Here is a 21400-nt window from a genome sequence, read left to right on the forward strand (position 1 = left end):
AATCCCAAAGCATGCTTTGGGATTTTTTTATAGTATAGGCAAATATTATCTGCTTGCAATATCGATGTAGTTTCTTTGCTGAGCACCTTGGTAAACCTGTCTTGGTCTTCCGATCGGGTCTCCTTTCAGTCTCATTTCTTTCCACTGAGAAATCCATCCCGGAAGTCTTCCTAATGCAAACATTACGGTGAACATTTCTGTAGGAATTCCTAAAGCTCTGTAGATGATACCTGAGTAGAAGTCTACGTTTGGATATAGTTTTCTTTCTACGAAGTACTCGTCTTCCAGCGCTACTCTTTCCAGCTGCATTGCAATGTCAAGAGCTTTATCCTGGATACCTAATGCTTTAAGGATATCGTCAGCAGCTTTTTTGATGATTTTCGCTCTTGGGTCGAAGTTTTTGTACACTCTGTGTCCGAATCCCATTAAACGGAAGTTATCATTCTTATCTTTAGCTTTAGCAACATATTTAGATACGTCACCACCGTCTTTCTCGATCAGTTCAAGCATTTCGATTACAGCCTGGTTAGCACCACCGTGAAGCGGCCCCCAAAGGGCAGATACTCCGGCAGAGATAGAAGCGAAAAGACCTGTGTGGGCAGAACCTACCATTCTTACTGTAGAAGTAGAACAGTTTTGTTCGTGGTCTGCGTGAAGGATTAATAATTTATCTAAAGCATTTACAACTACCGGATCGATTTCGAAATCAGCGTTTGGTAATCTGAATGCCATTTTGTAGAAGTTCTCTACGTAGTTCAGGTTGTTATCACCGTGGTTTAATGGTAAGCCCTGAGTTTTTCTGTAAGTCCATGCACAAAGGTGAGAAAACTTAGCGATCATAAGCTCAGCAGCGTGATCCATTTCTTCTTTAGAGTTTACGTTAACGGCTTTCGGGTTGAAAGCTGTTAAAGCAGACGTTAAAGAAGATAAAACTCCCATAGGGTGGGCAGAACGAGGAAAAACATCAATAATCTTTTTCATTTCGTCTGCGATGAAGTTATATTTTTTAATATTGTTGTCGAATGAAGTAAACTGATCCTGAGTAGGTAATTCTCCATGTAATAAAAGATACATTACTTCAGTGAAGTTAGATTTTTCAGCAATCTGCTCGATTGGATAACCTCTATAGAATAATTCTCCTTTATCTCCGTCTAAGTAAGTGATGTCGCTAATAGTAGCTCCTGTATTTTTGTAACCTAAATCCAGAGTGATTAAACCTGTCTGGTCTCTTAATTTTGAAATATCAATCCCTCTGTCTCCGATAGTACTATCCACGATTGGATATTCATATGAATTACCGTCGTAATTCAATATTACTTTGTTGTCTGACATTATTTATTTATTTTTTTTAAATATACCACTTTCCATAAAATACGGCAAACTAAAAATTTCGCTTGCCGTTATTTATAAATTCGATTAATTATCTTTTGATTTTAAAAGCTTCTAATCCCGGGAAAATTGCAGTTTCGCCTAAAGCTTCTTCAATTCTTAATAACTGGTTGTATTTTGCCATTCTGTCTGATCTTGAAGCTGAACCGGTTTTGATCTGTCCACAGTTCATTGCTACTGCTAAATCAGCAATTGTAGAATCTTCAGTTTCGCCTGATCTGTGAGACATCACTGAAGTGAATTTGTTATTCTGAGCCATTTGTACAGCAGCCATTGTTTCAGAAAGAGAACCGATCTGATTTACTTTTACAAGGATAGAGTTCGCAATATTTTCTTTTACTCCTCTGGATAATCTTTCTACGTTGGTTACAAATAAATCATCTCCTACCAGCTGTACTCTGTCACCAATTTTATCTGTTAACATTTTCCAACCTTCCCAGTCGTTTTCCTGCATACCATCTTCAATTGAAATGATTGGATATTTTGCAGCCAGTTCCGCTAAATAAGAAACCTGCTCGCTGCTTGAAAACTGGGCTGCATCCGGAGTCTGGAATTTTCTGTAATCATAGATTCCGTCTTTGTAGAATTCCGAAGCTGCACAGTCAAGTGCCAACATAATATCGTCACCTGGCTTATAACCTGCTTTTTCAATAGCTTGAAGTAAAGTATCCAAAGCATCTTCAGTTCCTTTGAAAGTTGGCGCAAAACCACCTTCATCACCTACCGCGGTAGATAATCCTCTTGAATGAAGAATAGACTTTAGGTTGTGGAAAATTTCAGTTCCTTTTCTCAATGCATGAGAGAAAGAATCAGCTTTTACCGGCATAATCATGAATTCCTGGAATGCGATAGGAGCATCTGAGTGAGATCCACCGTTGATTACATTCATCATTGGAACAGGAAGTGTGTTGGCGTTCACGCCACCTACATATTTATAAAGAGGCATTCCCAATTCAGCAGCAGCAGCTCTTGCTACTGCCAGAGAAACACCAAGAATAGCATTGGCACCAAGATTTCCTTTGTTAGGCGTTCCATCAAGATCAATCATAATCTGATCGATATAGTTTTGTTCAAAAACCGGCTGTCCTACTAAATTCTCTGCAATTACTTCTTTTACATTTTCAACAGCTTTCAGAACTCCTTTTCCCAGATATTCTGAACCACCGTCACGTAATTCTACCGCCTCGTGTTCTCCTGTAGATGCTCCTGAAGGTACAGCTGCACGGCCCATTGCCCCGCTTTCTGTAAATACATCTACTTCAATGGTAGGATTTCCTCTGGAATCTAAAATCTGTCTTGCTTCTATGTAAGAAATTGCACTCATTTTTTAATTTTTTTAGTTTAGACAAATTTAATCAAAATTTAACTTTCAAGGGTATTTCACAGCATTTTTTTGAAATAAATCCAAGTTAAATTTTAGTTAATTTATATTATGATAATTCCCCATTTTTGAGGGAATGGATCAGGAATTAAAAAATGGAAGATCATAACAAAACTCACCTTGAAAGTGAGCTTTATTATACGGCATATAGGGTTATATTATTTTCTGGGTGTGGGAGATAAAAGACCGGCCAGGGCACCTATTGCTCCTGATGAAATAGTAGCAAATATAGTGACCAGCTGATTATCTTTGGAGGAGCCGTCGTTCCAGTAAGCAATGAGTATAAGCCCTGCAATGATTGCGATAACTGCCAGCCCGAGCATCAGGACAATAATCCTGTAAATCCAGTAGTCTGTATCCTTAGGATTTCTTATTTCTACATTTTTTATAGCCTCTACAGGATTTATTCTGAACTTTTCCTGAAGATCACTGCTGTTTTTTAAAGCAACTTCCAGATCTTCGATACTGTCGTTAATAAGAGTTTTGATGGCCTTTGATTTTATATCAAATTTCTCTCTAAAAAACGGACCAGTCAATTACACAAAAGGGTAATTTATAATTTGGTTTTGAAGACCAGACAGGTTCCGGGATTTCCGGAAATGATTGTACAATCGCCGGATAATTCGCTCATTCTTCGTTTCATATTTCTAAGACCATTCCCTTCTTTATGGTCGTTGGAAATTCCCTTTCCGTTGTCAGAGATTTTCATAGAGAAGTTATTTTCTTCCTGCGAAAATGAAAGCTTCAGGCTATTGGCATGGCTGTGTTTATAAACGTTATTAACAGCTTCTTTTAGGCAGAGAAAAAGATTACGTCTCATTTCAGTGGAAATCGGTGTTTCCGGTATGATATCTTCATATTCTGAATACACGATTATTTTTGTTTTCTTCAAAAAGTTTCCGGTATAAAGGACAGCATAATCGATAAAGCTTCCCAATGTGTCATTTCCTGAGTTCAGGCTCCACAGCATTTCTCTCATGGAAATATTCATTTCTTCGGAGGTTTTCAGAAGTTCATCGATGTCGTTTAACAGATCATCATCTTCCGCTTTCTGTTTCAGAAATTCTGCCTGAAGCTTCAATGCAGAAATTCCGGCTCCAAGATCATCATGCATATCGTGGGAAATACGTTCCCGCTCCTGTTCCAGCACCTTTTGTTTTTCCAGTTCTTTCTGAAGAAGCTGGTTTTGGTGCTCAGATTCTTTAAGCTTCTGCTGCTGAATAAAAAAAAGCTGTCTTTTGTTATACAGAACAACGATTAAAACAATAAAGATGACAAAAGTTATTAATAAAATAACCGCAATAATATAAGCCAATCTTATTGTATCCGGCAGTTGCTTCATATTGTGTTTTTATTTTCAAATTTCCTTAAAGCAATATAGAACATTCCATACATAATGATATTTACACAATACTGCATCACTTTCAGAATCTGCAGAAGCCCCGGATCATTATCCCGAAGAAAAAACATGGGTATGGATCTGAAAATAAAGAAAATACTCCAAAAAAGTAAACCACAGGAAACCCAGAAATGCGGATCGTCCAGAATTTTTATTTCGTCAAAATTCTTCAGTCTTATGTACAACCAAACCAACACATTAATGATGAAATAAAAGCATACTAATATTCCCAATGTATTTTCATAGTTATCACTATAAAACTTTATAAACAGAATAATATACGCAAGTATGGCCATCAGAACATACCGGGAAAATACACTGATTTTTTTGGGGAAAATTTTAGCATAGTAGATGCAAAAAAAAATAATCAAAAAAATGCTGTAGTAATTAAACAGATAAGCAAAATCAAATTCTTTATTCCATATTTTATAATGCCCATACAGTTCCAGACAAAGCGACAGAAATAAAAATATCACAAAATAGTTTTGGCTGGAAAGACCTTTCTTTCCAGCTAAAACTATGGACTTTACAGTAGCCGCCAGGAGTACTGCGATGTATATTATCTGGATTACCATTTTACGGATATAATGAACCCATATCGTAATATCCCTCGTCTGTACTAAAAACCAGTGTCATTTGTTTTTCGTGGGTTTCAAAATGTCTTTTATATTGGTCTTCGCGAAATTTATCGCCAAGATTATTTTCAAAAACCACTTTCTTCACATCACTGATCTCGCATAGGTTGATGATAAATGTATCACTACCGTCTTTTGACAAGGTATCTATCAGATCAACGATATGATAACTGATATAAAATGTATTATTTCGTCCTAAGTAATTAGTCAATACCTGATGTCCGTTCTTGAGATAAAAATCATTAAGTGCTTTTACATTCTCATCGGAGATTTTCAGATCCTTAAGTGAAAGATTCTGATTGGCATTGATGATAAGATAATTATGTTCATCAATGGTATTTTTCCCTTCTGTTTGCAAAGAAGCCACCATATACATCATTTTGTTTTCAGAATAAGGTGTAAGTCGTAATCTGGAATCCCGGGGATCTATCTGTACGAAAGTAAATGTTAAATAGGTCGCCTTAATATCTTTCATAATCTCACAAATATCTTTCAGGAGAGAATGTTTTACAGCATAAATACCTCCAAGATTAAAATTCACCTCCCGATTTTGCATAAAAGGCAAAACGCCCTTTTTAGCACTGTCAATAAAACTTTCTGCCAGAATGTGGCTAATGGGCCTCATTTCCGACACATCTTCAACCAGCTGTTCAAGTTTATTACCGATAGGGCCTTCTCTGTAAGCTAAATTGTCATCAAGGACTACCTGACTTGTTGCATTTGAATTTTCCATAATTTCTTAGTTTTTTGATTGGTTAAATTTATTGACTGCCTCCACTTTGTTGTTGACGTGGAGTTTTCTGTAAATATTTCCTACGTGCTTCTTGACGGTGTCAATACTGATGAATTTTTTATCTGCAATCTCTTTGTAAAGAAGCCCCTGTGAAAGAAGTTCTAGAATTTCTTTTTCGCGTTCCGTAAGTTCATCAAAGCCTTTTATTTCCGGAAGCTTTTTTTCGAAATGATTCAATACTCTTCTGGCAATGGAAAAGCTCATAGGAGCACCTCCCTGATATACGTCCCGTATTGAAGAAAGAATCTTATCCATACTTTCACCTTTTACAAGATATCCCATAGCACCAGCCTTTAAAGAATTAAAGATCTTTTCATCATCATCAAAGCTGGTACACATAATAAATTGGGTATCGGGAATTTCTTTTCGCAGTTTTTCTATGATTTCGATTCCGAGCATATCCTGTAACTGGATATCCATCATCACAACATCAGGAGAGATATCTGGCAGGTTCGTTATGGCATCATTGCCGTCAAAGAACTGGGCAACCACTTTCATATCCTTCTGATAATTGATAACCTTCTTCAACGCATTGTTGTAGTTTTTTTCGTCTTCTACTATGGCTATGGAAATGCTCATGACTTTGTTTGTTTGAAGCAAATTTCAACAGAAAACAATTTGAAATCAATTACACCTTTGTGTAATATTACTGTTTGAGTTTGAAGTTATGGCTTAGTGTTTTAGCTGTATTAAATTTAATCAATTTTTCACTTCAAAAACAATATTATCATAAATATTTCATAATAAATTAAAATAAAAAATTACAAATACATATTTAAAATCAATTATTTTTCACAATCTGATCAAGGATAGGATGATCAATACTGCTTATTGTATGATGGGACTTAATCTGTTCAAAGATCTGAATCCTGTTTTTGCCTTTTTTCAGCCATACTCCGGGAATGTAAAGTGTTTGCTGAGGACCTGCAGTACTCCAGTATCTTCCTGCATTTTTCCCGTTAATAAAAACAATACCTTTTCCAAAATTTCTCATATCAAGAAAAGTATCACCGGTTTCTTCAAGCACAAATTCTGCCTCCTGAATAACAGGTGAATGGTCTGCAATTTCTTTATTTTTAAAGTGATATTTTGGAAAAGTATCAAAAGGAAGAGGAAGCATTTCCCAGTTCCCGGAAACTTCAGCGCCATTAATTTTTACGGGGCTGATAATTCCTTTTAAATTATGAACAATCTCTGCTCCGTAATTGATTCTTCCCATATTTTCAACAAGAATTTCTAACTGATCTCCGGATTTTATTTCAATATCAAGATCATACTTTTTATATACTCTGTTCAATTCGCCTTTCCATTGGCCATTGATATAAATATTCGCATAATCACGGAGTCCTTTTATTTCCAATATCCCTTTATGGTCTTTGTCAAGCTTTCTTCTGTAAAGAACATATCCGTTTCCGATGTTCAGATCTTCAAACGTTAATGGCTGGTCATTAATAACAGGTTTCTGATGTTCGGTAAGATCAAACAGAGAATTTACTTTTGAAAATTTTATATGTGGAATAGTGATGACTTTTACTGGTTTTGGAACATCCGGAAGTTTACTTTTATTGAGGGATTGAAAAATTTCTCTCAACGCATTATATTTAGGGGTTGCCCATCCTGCTTCACTAATGGGAGCATCATAATCATAGCTCGTAAGATCCGGCTGGATATCATGATCTTTATCGTAATTGGCACCACTGGTAAATCCAAAATTGGTTCCGCCATGAATCATATAATAATTAAAAGAAATATCATTTTCTATGTAAAGCTTTGTTTGCTTCACCACTTCTTCTGTGGAAACTTTAACGAATGGCTCTGCCCAGTGATCAAGCCATCCGGGATAATATTCTGCAACCATATACGGACCTTTTCCACCATTATACTCATTGATGCTTTTCTTTAAAACAGCAATATCACCTTCTCCGTTTGCGGTAGGTAAAGCACCTTCAATAGATCCTCCTTTAAAAAGTGAACTGCCGTCTGAGGTAAATAAAGGTACCGAGATTCCGCTTTTCAACAGCATGTCTTTAATCTTATGGCTGTATTTTCTGTGCTCTTCCAACGGAATATCTTTTCGCTGGGCAACGTAAGATCCAAATTCATTTTCTGCCTGTACCATAATAACCGGGCCGCCATTATTAATCTGCAGAGGTACGATCTGCTTTGCCAGCTGACTGATATATTTACGGCATTCCTCTAAGAAGGCTTTGTTGTCTCTTCTTATTTCAAGGTCTTTATTTTTCTGCAGCCACCATGGATATCCGCCGAATTCCCACTCTGCACAAACATAAGGCCCCGGACGAATGATAACATATAAGCCAGCTTCCTGCGCCGTTTTGATGAACTTCTGCAAATCTTTTTCACCTGAAAAATTCCATTTTCCCGGAGTTTCTTCATGATAATTCCAAAAAACGTAAGTCGTAACAGTATTCAGACCCATTGCTTTCATCATCTCCAGACGATGCTTCCAATACTCCGACGGAACTCTGGGATAATGCATTTCTCCCGAATACACGGTAAATGGTTTTCCGTTCAGGAAGAAATGTCCCTCTTTAATTTCGAAATTTCCTTTCTGTGAAAACACAGTATTCAAGGAGAAAAATAAAAGAATTATGCATAAATAACGGTTAAAATTTCTCATATTGTAAGGCATGATTTTTGTAAAATTTAAAATATAAAAATCAATTGAATATCAAATAATATAATCATGAAAAAAAGTCTTTTAGCACTGGGTGCTGTATTGGCACTGGCAGTAGTCAGCTGTAAAAAAAGTGAAAGCGGAAACAAAAGCGTTATCAAAACAGACAGTTCAGAAACTGTAGTTACAGACAACAACGGAAAGATAGATTCGGTAACACAAAGTTCTTCGACAGTAGATACCAACGGTCAGAAAACTGAGAAAACAGATTTTGTGTATAAAGCTACTGACGGAACACTGGTGAAAGTAGTATTTAAAAACGATCCGAAAGAAAGTACGGTAGCCATCACCAGCAATAAGAAAACGTTTACCTTGCCTAAATCGGAAACCAAAGGAGATGAAACGATTTACAAAAAAGATGATATGACTGCAAGGGTAAAAGGAGACAGCCTTCACCTTGAACAGGGTAACAATATTATTGAGCTTAAAAGAACAAAGATTTAAATAAAAAATTGTCCTTCCATATTGAGGGACATTTTATTTGATAAGTAGTACATAAAAAAAACCATCCGGAATCCGGATGGTTTTTTTTATATATCTGAATGAATATTATTCTTCAGTTTTTTCCTCAGTAGTATCAGCTTTAGCTTCTTCTACTTTCTCTTCAACTGCAGGAGCATCAGCAACTACTGCTTCAGCTTTTTTAGCAGTTGTTGATCTTCTGCTTCTTCTTGTAGCTTTTTTCTCTTCAGCATTAGGGTTGTAAAGCTCGTTGAAATCTACTAATTCGATAAGAGCAGTATCAGCAGCATCACCTGGTCTGAATCCTGTCTTGATGATTCTTGTATAACCACCGTTTCTTTCAGCGATTTTAGGAGCTACAGTTCTGAATAATTCAGCAACCGCAAATTTATTTTGAAGGTAAGAGAATACTACTCTTCTGTTGTGTGTAGTATCTTCTTTTGCTTTTGTTAATAGAGGCTCAACATATACTCTTAAAGCTTTAGCTTTAGCTACAGTAGTGTTGATTCTTTTATGCTCAATTAGAGAACAAGCCATATTAGAAAGTAAAGCACTTCTGTGAGAAGCTGTTCTTCCTAAGTGATTGAATTTTTTACCGTGTCTCATTATTAATTATTTATCAGCGTCTAACTTATATTTTGCAACGTCGAAACCGAAGTTAAGACCTTTTGAATGCACTAATTCTTCTAGTTCTGTCAAAGATTTTTTACCAAAATTTCTGAATTTCATCAAATCAGACTTACTGTAAGAAACCAGTTCTCCAAGAGTTTCTACTTCAGCCGCTTTCAGACAGTTAAGGGCTCTTACAGAAAGATCCATATCTGCTAATTTAGACTTAAGAAGTTGTCTTGTGTGAAGAGTTTCTTCATCGTACTGGATAGATGCTTTTACAGCTTCAGTTTCAAGCGTGATTCTCTCATCAGAGAATAGCATGAAGTGATAAATTAATATCTTAGAAGCTTCAGTTAAAGCATTCTGAGGGCTGATAGACCCGTCAGTTTCTATATCTAATACAAGTTTTTCGTAGTCTGTTTTTTGCTCTACACGATAATTTTCAATGCTGTATTGTACTTTCTTGATCGGCGTAAAAATAGAGTCAATAGCAATAGTTCCTACAGGAGCATTGTTTGATTTATTTTGTTCAGAAGGAACATACCCTCTACCTTTTTCAATATTGAAAGTAATTTCGAAAGTTACATCACTGTTTAGGTTGCAGATCACTAGATCCGGGTTCAGAACCTCAAATCCATTGATAGACTTTCCTAAATCACCAGCAGTAATAACCGTTTGACCTGAAACTTTAGCAACAACCTGCTCGTTAGCCTGGCCTTCTGCTGCAGCTTTTAATCTTACCTGCTTAAGGTTAAGAATAATTTCGGTAACGTCTTCGATTACTCCTGGAATAGTTGAAAATTCGTGCTCTACACCTTCTATTTTGATAGATGAAATAGCGTATCCTTCCAGAGAAGAAAGCAACACTCTTCTCAAAGCATTACCGATTGTAAGCCCGAAACCTGGTTCTAAAGGTCTGAATTCAAATTGACCTTTAAATTCATCAGAGTTAAGTAAAATTACTTTATCGGGTTTTATGAATTGTAAAATTGCCATATTATTGGGTTGAGCAAAAATTTGATTAAAAAATTATTTAGAGTAAAGTTCGACGATAAGGTTTTCCTTAATGTCCTCCGGAATCTGGATTCTTTCAGGAGCAGAAACGAAAGTTCCTTCTTTCTTCTCATCGTTGAATTGTAACCACTCATAGTTTGACTTAGAAGCCAATGCATTGGTAACAACTTCAAGAGACTTAGACTTTTCTCTTACAGCGATTACATCACCAGCTTTTACCAAGTAAGAAGGGATATTAAGAATTTCTCCGTTCACAGTGATGTGTCTGTGAGAAACCAATTGTCTAGCTCCAGATCTTGTTTTAGCAAAACCTAATCTGTATACTACGTTATCCAATCTTGATTCACAAAGTTGTAATAGAACTTCCCCTGTTACACCTTTACTTCTGTGTGCTTTGTCAAATAGGTTAGCAAACTGTCTTTCTAAAATACCGTAAGTATATTTAGCTTTTTGTTTTTCAGCTAACTGAATTGCATATTCTGATTTTTTAGCACCTCTTCTTTTGTTAGGACCGTGTTGTCCTGGCGGTTGGTTCTTTCTTTTTTCGAAGTTTTTATCATCTCCGTAGATTGCAGCACCAAACTTTCTAGCAATCTTAGTTTTAGGTCCAATATATCTTGCCATAATGGGTAAATTCTAAAAATTAAACTCTTCTTCTTTTTGGTGGTCTACATCCATTGTGTGGCATAGGAGTCACATCAATGATTTCGCTAACTTCAATTCCTGAATTGTGGATAGATCTGATAGCAGATTCTCTACCTGCACCTGGACCTTTCACAAACACCTTTACTCTTCTTAAACCAGCTTCGTGAGCTACAGCAGAGCAATTTTCAGCTGCCATCTGAGCAGCAAATGGAGTATTCTTTTTAGAACCTCTGAAACCCATTTTACCGGCAGAAGCCCAAGAGATAACCTCTCCGTTTTTATTTGTTAAAGAAATGATGATGTTATTGAAAGAAGCCTGAATATGAGCTTCACCAATAGCTTCAACTTTTACTTTTCTTTTCTTAACTACTTTAGTTTGTTTTGCCATAATTCCTAACGATTATTTACTAGCTTTTTTCTTGTTAGCAACAGTTTTTCTCTTCCCTTTACGTGTTCTAGAGTTGTTTTTCGTTCTCTGGCCTCTTAAAGGTAATCCAAGTCTGTGACGTATTCCTCGTTGGCATCCTATGTCCATCAATCTCTTGATGTTCAATTGCACTTCAGATCTCAATTCTCCTTCTACTTTTACGTTTTCAGAGATATATGTTCTGATTGCAGCCAATTCATCGTCATTCCATTCGTTGACTTTCTTGTCTTCGCTGATACCGGCAGCTTTAAGGATTTCAGAAGAAGTACTTCTTCCTACTCCATAGATGTAAGTTAAACCGATAACACCTCTTTTGTTTTTTGGTAAATCAATACCTGCAATTCTCGCCATAATTTAATGTTAACCTTGTCTTTGTTTAAATTTTGGGTTCTTCTTGTTGATTACGAATAGTACACCTTTTCTGCGTACGATTTTGCAATCAGCGCTTCTTTTTTTAATTGATGCTCTTACTTTCATTTTGATAGTATTTATTTTTTACAAATGCCAAATGGAATGTGTATTCCATTTGGCTAATTGTTTTAATATCTAAATGTGATCCTCCCTTTTGTTAAATCATAGGGAGACATTTCTAGTTTTACCTTATCTCCAGGTAAAAGTTTAATATAATGCATTCTCATTTTGCCGGAGATATGAGCAATAAGGATATGCCCATTTTCCAGCTCTACACGGAACATGGCGTTAGAAAGTGCTTCCACGATCACGCCATCTTGTTCAATATGTTTTTGTTTTGCCATAAATTAATATCCAGTCGTTCTTGATAATTTAGACTGCATTAAGCCATCATAATGATGGTTCAGCAGATAAGTATTAATCTGTTGAACTGTATCTAAAATTACACCCACCATAATTAATAATGATGTTCCCCCGAAAAATAGGGCAAACGCATCTGTCTGAACAAAGCTTCCATGCACAATTGCTGGAAGGACTGCAAAGATAGATAAAAAAATTGCACCTGGCAAGGTAATTTTTGATAAAATATCATCTAAATAATCAGCGGTCTCTTTACCGGGTCTTACTTTCGGTACTAAACCTCCATTTCTCTTCAAGTCATCAGCCATCTGGTTTACCGGAATTGTAATCGCAGTATAGAAAAATGAGAAGATAATAATTAATAGCGCAAACAATACGTTGTACTGCCAGCTAAAAACATTCTTGAAACCTGCAAGAAAAGTGTTAGACTCATCGAATTTTGTTAATAATCCTGGTACGAACATCAATGCCTGGGCAAAGATAATCGGCATTACACCAGCAGCATTTACTTTCAATGGAATCCATTGTCTTGCTCCCTGCATAAGATTTCTGTTTACACCTCCTCTTGCTTGAGCTCTGCTTACATACTGAATTGGAATTTTTCTAACAGCTACTGATAAGATTACTGCTAAAAGAACTACCAACATCCAGAATAATACTTCAATAAGGATCATGATAGATCCCATTCCTCCTTTTCCGTTCTGCACGGCCATCTCCTGTACGAATGCCTCAGGTAATCTTGAAAGGATCCCCACCATAATAAGGATAGAGATACCATTTCCGATTCCTTTATCGGTAATCTTTTCACCCAGCCACATTGCGAATACTGAACCGGCAACCAAAATAACAATACTTGGCAACCAGAACATGATTGAATTTGGCTCTACATAGTATGCAGACTGGAACTGAGCATATGGTAAGAATAATTGAGTAATAGAAGTTAAGTAAGAAGGTGCCTGTACCAGACAAACTCCAATTGTTAACCATCTTGTAATTTGGTTCAATGTATTTCTACCTGACTCTCCATCTTTCTGAAGCTTCTGAAGATAAGGAATAGCCATCCCCATCAACTGAACAATAATAGAAGCAGAAATATAAGGCATGATTCCCAACGCCATTACGGAAGCGTGGCTGAAAGCTCCCCCCGTAAACGACGAAAGCAAGCCAAGGAGACCTGCTCCTTGCTTGTTACCGCCTTGATTTTTATAATGCTCTAAGAGATCTCCCACCTCTGCAAGGTTAATTGCAGGAAGCGAGATATAAGATGCGAATCTATACACAAGGATAATCCCTAAAGTGAAGAGAATTTTATCTCTAAGTTCTTTAAGACTCCAAATATTTTTAAGTGTTTGTATAAATTCTTTCATTAGTAAGTATTATAAGGTAATTGCTTTTCCACCTGCTTTAGCAATAAGCTCTTCAGCAGATTTAGTGAATTTGTCAGCAGAGATTGAAACCGCAGATTTCAATTCTCCTCTACCCATAATTTTCACTAATTCGTTTTTAGAAATTATTCCGTTTGCTACTAAAACTTCTTTCGTGATATCTCCGGTGATGGATTTGTTCTCGATTAAAGTCTGGATAGTATCAAGGTTAACTCCTCTAAACTCTTTTCTGTTTACGTTTTTGAATCCGAATTTAGGTAATCTTCTTTGTAAAGGCATCTGTCCACCTTCGAAACCGATTTTTTGAGAATAACCAGCTCTCGCTTTCTGACCTTTGTGTCCTTTTGTTGAAGTACCTCCTTTTCCACTACCTTGACCTCTACCAATTCTCTTTGAGTTGAAAGTAGATCCTGCAGCAGGTTTTATGTTATTTAAATTCATTTTAATTTCTCTTTTATAAAATTATTTTTGAACTTCAAGTAAGTGGCTTACTGCAGCGATCATTCCTAAGATAGAAGGAGTAGCTTCGTGTTCTACAACTTGGTGAAGTTTTTTTAATCCTAATGCTTCAAGCGTTCTCTTTTGGGTTTTTGTTCTACCAATAGCGCTTCTTACTTGCTTTACTTTAATTGTTGCCATTGTTTTAATTATTAACCGTTAAACACTTTACTTAGAGAAATTCCTCTCATTCTAGCGATTTCTTCAGGTCTTCTGATGTCTAATAACGCTTTGAAAGTAGCTTTCACTACGTTGTGAGGGTTAGAAGATCCTTTAGATTTTGAAAGGATATCGTGAATACCAGCAGATTCCAATACCGCTCTTACCGCACCTCCGGCGATCAATCCTGTACCGTGAGAAGCAGGTCTTAGGAAGATATCTGCACCACCGTATCTAGCAGTAGTTTGGTGAGGGATAGTATGGTTCATTACAGGAACTTTCACAAGGTTTTTCTTAGCGTCTTCAACTGCTTTAGCAATTGCAGAAGCAACCTCTTTAGATTTTCCTAAACCGAAACCGATAACACCTTCTTCGTTACCTACTACAACAATAGCAGAAAATCCGAAAGCTCTACCTCCTTTTGTTACTTTTGTTACTCTGTTAACAGCTACGAGACGATCTTTTAATTCTAATCCTCCCGGTTTTACTCTTTCTATATTATCTAGTCCTAACATATTTTCCGAAATTTAATGATTAGAATTTAAGTCCTCCTTCTCTTGCACCATCAGCAAGAGCTTTTACTCTACCGTGGTATACGAATCCGTTTCTGTCAAATACAATACTTTCGATTCCTGCAGCGATAGCTTTAGCAGCGATAGCTTTACCAACAGCAGCAGAAACTTCAGTCTTAGTCCCTTTAGCGTCTACACCTTTCTCTCTTGAAGAAGCTGAAACTAAAGTTTTACCATTTTTATCGTCGATTAACTGAGCGTAAATTTCCTTATTACTTTTGTATACAGATAATCTTGGCAATTCAGAAGATCCAGAGATTTTCCCTCTTACTCTTCTTTTGATTCTTATTCTTTTTTCTAATTTACTTAATGCCATAATACTTATAATTTATTAAGCAGATTTACCAGCTTTACGTCTAACAATTTCTCCTACGAATCTTACACCTTTTCCTTTGTATGGCTCAGGCTTTCTGAAAGAACGGATCTTTGCAGCTACCATTCCTAGAAGTTGGTTGTCGTGAGACGTTAAAGTAATAATTGGGTTTTTACCTTTTTCAGTCAATGTATCCACTTTTACTTCACTTGGAAGTTCTAATACGATACCGTGAGAGAATCCTAAAGCCAACTCAAGTTTTTGACCTGCGTGTGAAGCTCTATATCCTACCCCTACTAGTTCAAGTTTCTTTTCGAAACCTGCACTTACACCAACAATCATATTGTTGATTAACGCTCTGTATAAACCGTGAAGCGCTTTGTGTTGTTTAGAATCAGATGGTCTGTTTACGTTAAGTTCACCATCTTTTTGTTCTATAGTAATTCCTGCAGTAAGCTCCTGAGAAAGTTCTCCTTTAGCTCCTTTTACAGTTACTACACCGTTGTTTTCAGTGATTGTAACTCCTGCTGGAATTGTTATAATTGCTTTACCAATTCTTGACATTTTCCTCTGATTAAAAATTAATAAACATAGCAGATTACTTCACCGCCTACTTTCTCTTCTCTAGCTTTCTTGTCAGTCATTACTCCTTTAGAAGTAGAGATGATAGAAATACCCAAACCGTTTAGTACTCTTGGAAGCTCAGCTGAACCTTTGTACTGTCTCAAACCTGGTCTAGAAGCTCTCTGAATAGACTTGATAGCCGGTTTGTTAGTTTGCTTATCATACTTTAAAGCGATTTTGATCACTCCTTGAACAGCGTTATCTTCAAACTTGTAGTTTAAGATATACCCTTGATCAAATAAGATCTTAGTAATCTCCTTTTTGATTTTCGATGCAGGAATTTCCACCACTTTGTGGCCTGCGCTTTGTGCGTTCCTTACTCTTGTTAGGAAATCTGAAATTGGATCTGTTACCATTTTTCTTTTATAAATTATTGGTTAAAGAACAATCAGTTTTGCAAAGACTTGAAGAGTAAAATATCAGACTTCAGAAATCTTCGGTCTGATATTTTTATCTTTAGTATCTGAACAACTTAATTGTCCCGATTTTTAATTAGTAATAATTACCAACTAGCTTTTCTTACACCTGGGATAAGACCGTTGTTTGCCATTTCTCTGAAAGTTACTCTGGAAATACCGAACGTTCTCATGTATCCTCTTGGTCTACCTGTTAGTTTACATCTGTTGTGTAATCTTACAGGAGAAGCATTTTTAGGCAATTTTTGAAGTCCTTCGTAATCACCAGCTTCTTTAAGAGCTTGTCTTTTAGCAGCGTATTTAGCAACTAGTGCTTCTCTTTTGCGCTCACGCGCTTTCATTGATTCTTTAGCCATTTCTTAGTTCTTTTTAAATGGTAAACCGAAGTGAGTTAATAATGCTTTAGCTTCTTTATCTGTTTTCGCAGTAGTAACGAAAGTGATGTCCATCCCCTGGATTTTTTTCACTTTGTCAATTACGATTTCAGGGAAGATAATCTGCTCAGTAATACCTAAGTTGTAGTTACCTCTACCATCGAAACCATCAGCTTTGATTCCAGAGAAATCTCTGATACGAGGCAAAGCAGAAGCAGTAAGTCTGTCTAAGAATTCATACATTCTGTCAGCTCTCAATGTTACTTTAGCACCTACCGGCATTCCTTTTCTCAATTTGAAAGCAGCTTCGTCTTTTTTAGAGATTGTACCAACAGCCTTTTGACCAGTGATATTTGTAAGCTCTTCTACAGCATAATCAATGATTTTCTTGTCTGCAGTAGCATCACCTAAACCTTGTGATACAACGATTTTCTCTAATTTAGGTACTTGCATTACTGACTTATACCCGAATTCTTCCATCATTGCAGGAACAATTGTCTCTTTATATGCTTTTTTGGGTCTTGCTATATATTCCATGTGTTATTTAAAATTATAAAGTTTCACCCGTTTTTTTGTTGATTCTTACTTTCTTATCTCCTTCGATTTTGTAACCGATTTTGATAGCTTTTCCGTCTTTACCAACTAAAGCTACGTTTGAGATATGAATAGAAGCTTCCTTCTCAGTAATTCCTCCTTGAGGATTAGAAGCTGAAGGCTTAACGTGTTTTTTAACGATGTTAAGTCCTGCAACGATTACTCTTGGGTCTCTACCTTCTTTCTTGATCACTTCAATAACTTCACCAGTCTTACCTTTGATATCTTTCTTACCAGTAGTAATGATTACGTTATCTCCTCTTTTTATTTTTAACTTTGACATTTCTTTTAAAAATTTTTAAAATTAAAGTACTTCAGGAGCTAATGAAATGATTTTCATATATTCTTTGTCTCTCAACTCACGAGCAACTGGTCCGAAAACACGCGTTCCTCTCATTTCTCCCGCTGCGTTTAGTAATACACAAGCATTGTCGTCGAATTTGATGTATGAACCATCTTTTCTTCTTACTGCTTTCTTAGTTCTTACTACTACAGCTTTAGATACCTGACCTTTTTTAGCGTTTCCAGATGGCGTAGAATCCTTGATCGTAACAACGATTTTATCACCAACTGAAGCATATCTTCTTCTGGTTCCTCCCAGAACTCTGATCACTAGTACTTCTTTAGCACCTGTGTTATCAGCAACTTTTAATCTTGATTCTGTTTGTAACATTATTACTTAGCTTTTTCAATGATTCTTACTAATCTCCATCTCTTGCTCTTGCTCAAAGGTCTAGTTTCCTGGATCAAAACTGTATCACCTTCTGTGCATTCGTTGTTCTCGTCGTGTGCAGTATATTTTTTCGTTTTCAAAACGAATTTACCGTACATCGGGTGCTTTACTCTTGTAGTTTCACTAACAACAATAGTTTTTTCCATTTTATTGCTGGAAACCACTCCGATTCTTTCTTTTCTTAAATTTCTATCCATTGTAAAATGAAATTATTGTTTGTTAGTTAACTCAGTGTTTAGTCTTGCGATTGTTTTTCTCAAATCTCTGATTTGAATCGGGTTTTCAATTGGGCTGATTGCATGAGCCAATTTCAATTTAGAATATTGAGCTTTTGCTTCAGTTAATTGAGCTTGAATATCACCCGCGCTTAAATTTTTAATATCAGCATTTTTCATTGTATTCAAAGATTATAGAGGTTTAACAAAATCGTTAGCAACGATGAATTTAGTAACTACTGGTAATTTTTGTGCAGCAAGTCTTAAAGCTTCCTTAGCGATATCGTAAGGTACACCTCCAACTTCGAACATAATTTTACCTGGTTTTACTACAGCTACCCAATATTCAACAGCACCCTTACCTTTACCCATACGTACTTCCGCTGGTTTCTTAGTAATTGGCTTATCTGGGAAGATTTTGATCCATAGTTGACCTTCTCTCTTCATATATCTTGTCGCAGCGATACGAGCTGCTTCAATCTGTCTTGCAGTGATCCAAGCTCCTTCCGTTGCTTTGATCCCAAAAGTTCCGTAAGCAAGTTGACTACCTCTCTGGGCATTCCCCTTCATCTTCATCTTATGAACTCTACGGAATTTGGTTCTTTTTGGTTGTAACATAATTTCTAAATTTTAGATTTTAGATTTTAGATTTTAGATTTTTTTTATTTTAAAAAAGTAACGGTAATTTAAAATTCAAAATTTCTAATCTAAAATTTTAATTATTATTGTTATTGTTGTTGTTTTTTCTAGGTCTTCTGTTGTCTCTGTCTCCTCCTCTGTTTCCTCTGTCTGACTGACCTCCTTTTTTCTGTTGTCCCACTAATGGAGAAAGTTCTCTTTTACCGTAAACTTCACCCTTCATGATCCAAACTTTTACCCCTAGTCTACCGTAAGTAGTGTGAGCTTCTGCCCAGTGGTAATCGATATCAGCTCTGAAAGTTGACAATGGAATTCTTCCTTCTTTGAAAGATTCTGATCTTGCCATTTCAGCTCCGTTTAATCTACCAGAGATTTGAACTTTGATACCTTCAGCACCCATTCTCATAGTACTTGCCATTGCCATTTTAACAGCTCTTCTGTAAGAAATTCTGTTTTCAATTTGCTTAGAAATACTATCAGCAACTAATACAGCATCTAATTCAGGTCTTTTGATTTCGAAAATGTTGATTTGAATATCCTTACCAGTCAATTTCTTCAACTCTTCTTTCAATTTATCAACTTCCTGACCTCCTTTACCGATGATAAGTCCCGGTCTAGCAGTAGTAATAGTTACTGTAACTAATTTTAAAGTTCTTTCAATATAAATTTTTGAAATACCACCTTTAGATAATCTAGCTTCAAGGTATCTTCTGATTTTGTAGTCTTCAGCGATTCTGTCTCCATAATCGTTTCCACCAAACCAGTTAGAATCCCATCCTCTGATGATACCTAATCTGTTACCAATTGGATTTGTCTTCTGTCCCATACCTTGATTAATTTTCTTTGTTACCTAAGATTAATGTAACGTGGTTAGATCTTTTTCTGATTCTATACCCTCTACCTTGTGGAGCTGGTCTTAGTCTCTTCAATTGTCTTGCACTATCCACAAATATTTCTTTAACGATAAGGTTTGCTTCCTCGATGTCAGCACCTTCGTTTTTCACTTGCCAGTTAGCCATAGCAGAAAGAAGTAATTTCTCTAACTTGTTAGAAGCATCCTTCTTAGAATATTTTAGGATATAAAGTGCTTTGTCTACCTGCTCTCCTCTAATGATATCAGCAACTAATCTCATTTTTCTTGGAGAAGACGGGCAATTATTTAATGAAGCTTTTACAACGTCTTTGTTAGCTTCTTTTCTTGCGATTGAACTATCTTGTTTTCTTGATCCCATGATTATCTGCTTCCTTTGTTTTTGTTACCACCATGACCTCTGAAAGATCTTGTTGGAGAAAATTCGCCTAACTTGTGACCAACCATGTTTTCTGTAACGTAAACAGGGATAAAAGATTTCCCGTTGTGTACAGCAATAGTTTGTCCTACGAAGTCCGGAGAGATCATAGATGCTCTAGACCAAGTTTTGATAACTGTCTTCTTACCAGACTCTATATTTGCCTGAACCTTCTTATCTAAAGTATGATGAATGAACGGTCCTTTTTTAAGTGATCTTGCCATAATTATTTTCTTTTAGATACGATGTAACGGTTAGACACTTTGTTTTTCTTTCTAGTTTTGTAACCTTTAGCCGGTTTACCGTTTCTAGATCTTGGGTGACCTCCTGAAGAACGTCCTTCACCACCACCCATTGGGTGATCTACTGGGTTCATTACAACCGCTCTTGTTCTTGGTCTTCTACCTAACCATCTGCTTCTACCAGCCTTACCTGATACAGTTAATTGGTGATCTGAGTTGGAAACAGAACCAATCATTGCCATACATTCAGTAAGGATCATTCTTGATTCTCCTGAAGGTAACTTGATGATTGCATATTTACCATCTCTTGAAGTTAATTGAGCTGAAGAACCAGCACTTCTTGCTAAAATTGCACCTTGTCCAGGCTTCATTTCAACACAAGAGATTACAGTACCCAATGGAATATTTTTCAATTTCATTGCGTTACCTACGTTTGGTTCAACGCTTTCTCCTGATACTACTTTCTGATCAACTTTGATACCGTTTGGAGCGATGATATATCTCTTCTCTCCGTCTGCGTACTCTAATAAAGCGATAAATGCAGTTCTGTTTGGATCGTATTCTACAGATTTTACAGTAGCTTCAACGTTTGCTTTGTTTCTTTTGAAGTCAATAATTCTGTATTTCTTTTTGTGTCCACCTCCGGTGTAACGCATGGTCATTTTACCTGTTTGGTTACGTCCACCTGACTTTTTAATACCAACTGTTAGAGATTTCTCTGGTTTATTGGTAGTAATTTCCTCAAAATTGTTTACAATTCTGAATCTCTGTCCCGGGGTGATAGGTTTTAATTTTCTAACAGACATTACTATTATTTATAATTAATAATTAATTTACAGCAAAAATATCGATAACCTCACCTTCAGCAAGTTTGATTACCGCTTTTTTCAATTTATTTGTCTTTCCTACTTGAAGACCTTTTTTAGTGTATTTTGAAGAAACCTTCGGAGCATAAATCATTGTGTTAACGTCTGCTACTTTTACACCGTAAGCCGCTTCAACAGCTTTTTTGATCTCGATTTTATTCGCCTTAGGATTCACTAAGAAAGAATAAGAACCTCTTAAATCTGTAAGGTAATTAGCCTTTTCTGAAATAACTGGTTTAATAATAACTGACATGA

General features: G+C 36.3%; 35 protein-coding genes. 1 reads left to right on the forward strand and 34 read right to left on the reverse strand.

Going from position 1 to position 21400, the window contains the following annotated elements:
• Window positions 1–45: 45 nt before the first annotated feature.
• The 8 genes from LIV57_RS00270 to LIV57_RS00305 form a co-directional block, all read right to left on the reverse strand.
• The gene (locus tag LIV57_RS00270) at window positions 46–1332 is read right to left on the reverse strand and encodes a citrate synthase (RefSeq protein ID WP_110008563.1); all 1287 of its coding nucleotides are present in this window, start codon (window positions 1330–1332) and stop codon (window positions 46–48) included.
• Between the two features lie 88 nt (window positions 1333–1420).
• A complete protein-coding gene (gene eno, locus LIV57_RS00275; protein ID WP_047427629.1) occupies window positions 1421–2713 on the reverse strand; it encodes a phosphopyruvate hydratase in 1293 nt (430 codons plus the stop codon).
• Window positions 2714–2928: 215 nt separating this feature from the next.
• The gene (locus LIV57_RS00280; RefSeq protein WP_227940893.1) at window positions 2929–3306 is read right to left on the reverse strand and encodes a hypothetical protein; all 378 of its coding nucleotides are present in this window, start codon (window positions 3304–3306) and stop codon (window positions 2929–2931) included.
• A gap of 17 nt (window positions 3307–3323) precedes the next feature.
• Window positions 3324–4112 carry a sensor histidine kinase gene (locus LIV57_RS00285; protein ID WP_227940895.1) on the reverse strand — a complete coding sequence of 263 codons (789 nt, stop codon included), beginning with the start codon at window positions 4110–4112 and terminating at the stop codon, window positions 3324–3326.
• Window positions 4109–4744: a hypothetical protein gene (locus LIV57_RS00290; RefSeq protein ID WP_227940897.1), complete on the reverse strand. Its 636-nt coding sequence runs from the start codon at window positions 4742–4744 to the stop codon at window positions 4109–4111. The genes LIV57_RS00285 and LIV57_RS00290 overlap by 4 nt, the downstream gene beginning before the upstream one ends.
• A 1-nt stretch (window position 4745) precedes the next feature.
• Window positions 4746–5537 carry a hypothetical protein gene (locus LIV57_RS00295; protein ID WP_227940898.1) on the reverse strand — a complete coding sequence of 264 codons (792 nt, stop codon included), beginning with the start codon at window positions 5535–5537 and terminating at the stop codon, window positions 4746–4748.
• 6 nt (window positions 5538–5543) lie between these two features.
• Window positions 5544–6176, reverse strand: a complete 633-nt coding sequence (locus LIV57_RS00300) for a response regulator (protein WP_227940900.1) — start codon at window positions 6174–6176, stop codon at window positions 5544–5546.
• A 202-nt stretch (window positions 6177–6378) separates the two neighbouring features.
• Entirely contained in the window at window positions 6379–8238 is a 1860-nt protein-coding gene (locus LIV57_RS00305) for a glycoside hydrolase family 35 protein (RefSeq protein WP_227940902.1), read from the reverse strand.
• 66 nt (window positions 8239–8304) lie between these two features.
• On the opposite strand from LIV57_RS00305, the gene LIV57_RS00310 reads away from it, so the two are divergent.
• Window positions 8305–8739, forward strand: coding sequence for a hypothetical protein (locus tag LIV57_RS00310; RefSeq protein ID WP_227940903.1), 435 nt, complete (start codon window positions 8305–8307; stop codon window positions 8737–8739).
• Window positions 8740–8844: 105 nt separating this feature from the next.
• Here the strand turns inward: LIV57_RS00310 and rplQ are convergent, their stop codons facing one another.
• The 26 genes from rplQ to rplW form a co-directional block, all read right to left on the reverse strand.
• Entirely contained in the window at window positions 8845–9363 is a 519-nt protein-coding gene (rplQ, locus tag LIV57_RS00315) for a 50S ribosomal protein L17 (RefSeq protein ID WP_110008555.1), read from the reverse strand.
• Window positions 9364–9369: 6 nt separating this feature from the next.
• A complete protein-coding gene (locus LIV57_RS00320) occupies window positions 9370–10365 on the reverse strand; it encodes a DNA-directed RNA polymerase subunit alpha (protein WP_047376582.1) in 996 nt (331 codons plus the stop codon).
• A 33-nt stretch (window positions 10366–10398) separates the two neighbouring features.
• Window positions 10399–11007, reverse strand: coding sequence for a 30S ribosomal protein S4 (gene rpsD / locus LIV57_RS00325; protein ID WP_110008554.1), 609 nt, complete (start codon window positions 11005–11007; stop codon window positions 10399–10401).
• Between the two features lie 19 nt (window positions 11008–11026).
• Complete coding sequence (gene rpsK / locus LIV57_RS00330; protein ID WP_002983263.1) at window positions 11027–11416, reverse strand: 30S ribosomal protein S11; 390 nt, start codon at window positions 11414–11416, stop codon at window positions 11027–11029.
• A 12-nt stretch (window positions 11417–11428) separates the two neighbouring features.
• Entirely contained in the window at window positions 11429–11806 is a 378-nt protein-coding gene (gene rpsM, locus LIV57_RS00335; RefSeq protein WP_002983260.1) for a 30S ribosomal protein S13, read from the reverse strand.
• 9 nt (window positions 11807–11815) lie between these two features.
• On the reverse strand, window positions 11816–11932 hold the full coding sequence (gene rpmJ, locus LIV57_RS00340) for a 50S ribosomal protein L36 (RefSeq protein WP_007839480.1): 117 nt from the start codon (window positions 11930–11932) through the stop codon (window positions 11816–11818).
• A gap of 62 nt (window positions 11933–11994) precedes the next feature.
• Window positions 11995–12210, reverse strand: a complete 216-nt coding sequence (gene infA / locus LIV57_RS00345) for a translation initiation factor IF-1 (RefSeq protein ID WP_002983257.1) — start codon at window positions 12208–12210, stop codon at window positions 11995–11997.
• 3 nt (window positions 12211–12213) lie between these two features.
• Window positions 12214–13593 carry a preprotein translocase subunit SecY gene (secY, locus tag LIV57_RS00350; protein ID WP_002983253.1) on the reverse strand — a complete coding sequence of 460 codons (1380 nt, stop codon included), beginning with the start codon at window positions 13591–13593 and terminating at the stop codon, window positions 12214–12216.
• Between the two features lie 9 nt (window positions 13594–13602).
• Window positions 13603–14052 carry a 50S ribosomal protein L15 gene (rplO, locus tag LIV57_RS00355; RefSeq protein ID WP_110008553.1) on the reverse strand — a complete coding sequence of 150 codons (450 nt, stop codon included), beginning with the start codon at window positions 14050–14052 and terminating at the stop codon, window positions 13603–13605.
• 21 nt (window positions 14053–14073) lie between these two features.
• Complete coding sequence (gene rpmD / locus LIV57_RS00360) at window positions 14074–14250, reverse strand: 50S ribosomal protein L30 (protein ID WP_029297759.1); 177 nt, start codon at window positions 14248–14250, stop codon at window positions 14074–14076.
• Window positions 14251–14261: 11 nt separating this feature from the next.
• Window positions 14262–14783 carry a 30S ribosomal protein S5 gene (gene rpsE / locus LIV57_RS00365; RefSeq protein WP_002983245.1) on the reverse strand — a complete coding sequence of 174 codons (522 nt, stop codon included), beginning with the start codon at window positions 14781–14783 and terminating at the stop codon, window positions 14262–14264.
• A gap of 19 nt (window positions 14784–14802) precedes the next feature.
• Window positions 14803–15156, reverse strand: a complete 354-nt coding sequence (gene rplR / locus LIV57_RS00370; RefSeq protein ID WP_002983242.1) for a 50S ribosomal protein L18 — start codon at window positions 15154–15156, stop codon at window positions 14803–14805.
• Between the two features lie 15 nt (window positions 15157–15171).
• Complete coding sequence (gene rplF / locus LIV57_RS00375; RefSeq protein WP_110008552.1) at window positions 15172–15717, reverse strand: 50S ribosomal protein L6; 546 nt, start codon at window positions 15715–15717, stop codon at window positions 15172–15174.
• Between the two features lie 17 nt (window positions 15718–15734).
• On the reverse strand, window positions 15735–16133 hold the full coding sequence (gene rpsH, locus LIV57_RS00380) for a 30S ribosomal protein S8 (RefSeq protein ID WP_002983236.1): 399 nt from the start codon (window positions 16131–16133) through the stop codon (window positions 15735–15737).
• A gap of 146 nt (window positions 16134–16279) precedes the next feature.
• On the reverse strand, window positions 16280–16549 hold the full coding sequence (gene rpsN, locus LIV57_RS00385) for a 30S ribosomal protein S14 (RefSeq protein WP_002983233.1): 270 nt from the start codon (window positions 16547–16549) through the stop codon (window positions 16280–16282).
• 3 nt (window positions 16550–16552) lie between these two features.
• Window positions 16553–17104: a 50S ribosomal protein L5 gene (rplE, locus tag LIV57_RS00390; RefSeq protein ID WP_062673609.1), complete on the reverse strand. Its 552-nt coding sequence runs from the start codon at window positions 17102–17104 to the stop codon at window positions 16553–16555.
• 13 nt (window positions 17105–17117) lie between these two features.
• Entirely contained in the window at window positions 17118–17444 is a 327-nt protein-coding gene (gene rplX / locus LIV57_RS00395; protein WP_047427597.1) for a 50S ribosomal protein L24, read from the reverse strand.
• Between the two features lie 21 nt (window positions 17445–17465).
• Complete coding sequence (gene rplN, locus LIV57_RS00400; protein ID WP_002983226.1) at window positions 17466–17834, reverse strand: 50S ribosomal protein L14; 369 nt, start codon at window positions 17832–17834, stop codon at window positions 17466–17468.
• A gap of 2 nt (window positions 17835–17836) precedes the next feature.
• Entirely contained in the window at window positions 17837–18091 is a 255-nt protein-coding gene (gene rpsQ, locus LIV57_RS00405; protein WP_027371715.1) for a 30S ribosomal protein S17, read from the reverse strand.
• Window positions 18092–18103: 12 nt separating this feature from the next.
• A complete protein-coding gene (gene rpmC / locus LIV57_RS00410; RefSeq protein WP_034694678.1) occupies window positions 18104–18289 on the reverse strand; it encodes a 50S ribosomal protein L29 in 186 nt (61 codons plus the stop codon).
• Window positions 18290–18301: 12 nt separating this feature from the next.
• Window positions 18302–18727 (reverse strand): 50S ribosomal protein L16, encoded by a 426-nt coding sequence (gene rplP, locus LIV57_RS00415; protein ID WP_076596996.1) that lies wholly within the window; start codon window positions 18725–18727, stop codon window positions 18302–18304.
• A 97-nt stretch (window positions 18728–18824) separates the two neighbouring features.
• Complete coding sequence (rpsC, locus tag LIV57_RS00420; protein WP_034694675.1) at window positions 18825–19574, reverse strand: 30S ribosomal protein S3; 750 nt, start codon at window positions 19572–19574, stop codon at window positions 18825–18827.
• Between the two features lie 7 nt (window positions 19575–19581).
• Window positions 19582–19980 (reverse strand): 50S ribosomal protein L22, encoded by a 399-nt coding sequence (rplV, locus tag LIV57_RS00425; protein ID WP_002983214.1) that lies wholly within the window; start codon window positions 19978–19980, stop codon window positions 19582–19584.
• A 2-nt stretch (window positions 19981–19982) separates the two neighbouring features.
• Complete coding sequence (rpsS, locus tag LIV57_RS00430; RefSeq protein WP_002983209.1) at window positions 19983–20261, reverse strand: 30S ribosomal protein S19; 279 nt, start codon at window positions 20259–20261, stop codon at window positions 19983–19985.
• Between the two features lie 2 nt (window positions 20262–20263).
• Window positions 20264–21085: a 50S ribosomal protein L2 gene (rplB, locus tag LIV57_RS00435; protein WP_027381305.1), complete on the reverse strand. Its 822-nt coding sequence runs from the start codon at window positions 21083–21085 to the stop codon at window positions 20264–20266.
• A gap of 22 nt (window positions 21086–21107) precedes the next feature.
• Window positions 21108–21398, reverse strand: a complete 291-nt coding sequence (rplW, locus tag LIV57_RS00440) for a 50S ribosomal protein L23 (protein WP_002983204.1) — start codon at window positions 21396–21398, stop codon at window positions 21108–21110.
• Window positions 21399–21400: the final 2 nt, after the last annotated feature.

The sequence above is a fragment of the Chryseobacterium sp. X308 genome, assembly GCF_020733145.1.
Classification (GTDB): domain Bacteria; phylum Bacteroidota; class Bacteroidia; order Flavobacteriales; family Weeksellaceae; genus Chryseobacterium; species Chryseobacterium cupriresistens.